The organism is Micromonospora sp. DT228 (assembly GCF_049841595.1).
GTDB lineage: Bacteria > Actinomycetota > Actinomycetes > Mycobacteriales > Micromonosporaceae > Micromonospora.
This window is the reverse complement of the sequence record NZ_JBNCKO010000069.1, coordinates 1-401: the sequence shown is the minus strand read 5'-3', so window position 1 is coordinate 401 and position 401 is coordinate 1. Positions and strand designations below refer to the sequence as shown.

Here is a 401-nt window from a genome sequence, read left to right as displayed (position 1 = left end):
CAACCACCGAAAATCCGAACGCTCCTCGACACCCGTGCCCCGGCCCGGCGGCTGCGCCCCCGGCATCCCCAGGAACTGCGGTCCCGCGCCACCACCACCCACGACGACCGGATCGGCGGCGAGGGGGGTGCCGAGCACGTCGGCCGGTCCACCCGCGGCCATCCGGGCGGCGGCGGGCGGCGCTCCGGTCGGCACACCCGGGTCCGTGCCCGTGCGCTGACCGGTGCCGGCCGCCACGGCCGCCGACGCCGCGCTTGCCGAACCGTGGGTCGGCGTACCCGCGAACGGCGGGGCGCGGTGTCCGGCCGGCCGGGGTTGCTCGATGAACGCGACGTGTCGCCACGAGTTCGCGGTCAACGCGCCGGTGTTGTCGTACGACATGCCGAGCAGGTCCAGGCCGC

Annotated in this window: 1 pseudogene; it reads right to left on the bottom strand. The window is 76.6% G+C overall.

Features of this window, described 5'->3' with window-relative positions:
- Positions 1–401, bottom strand: a pseudogene (locus ACLQ29_RS35445) (4Fe-4S dicluster domain-containing protein); the annotation flags it as partial.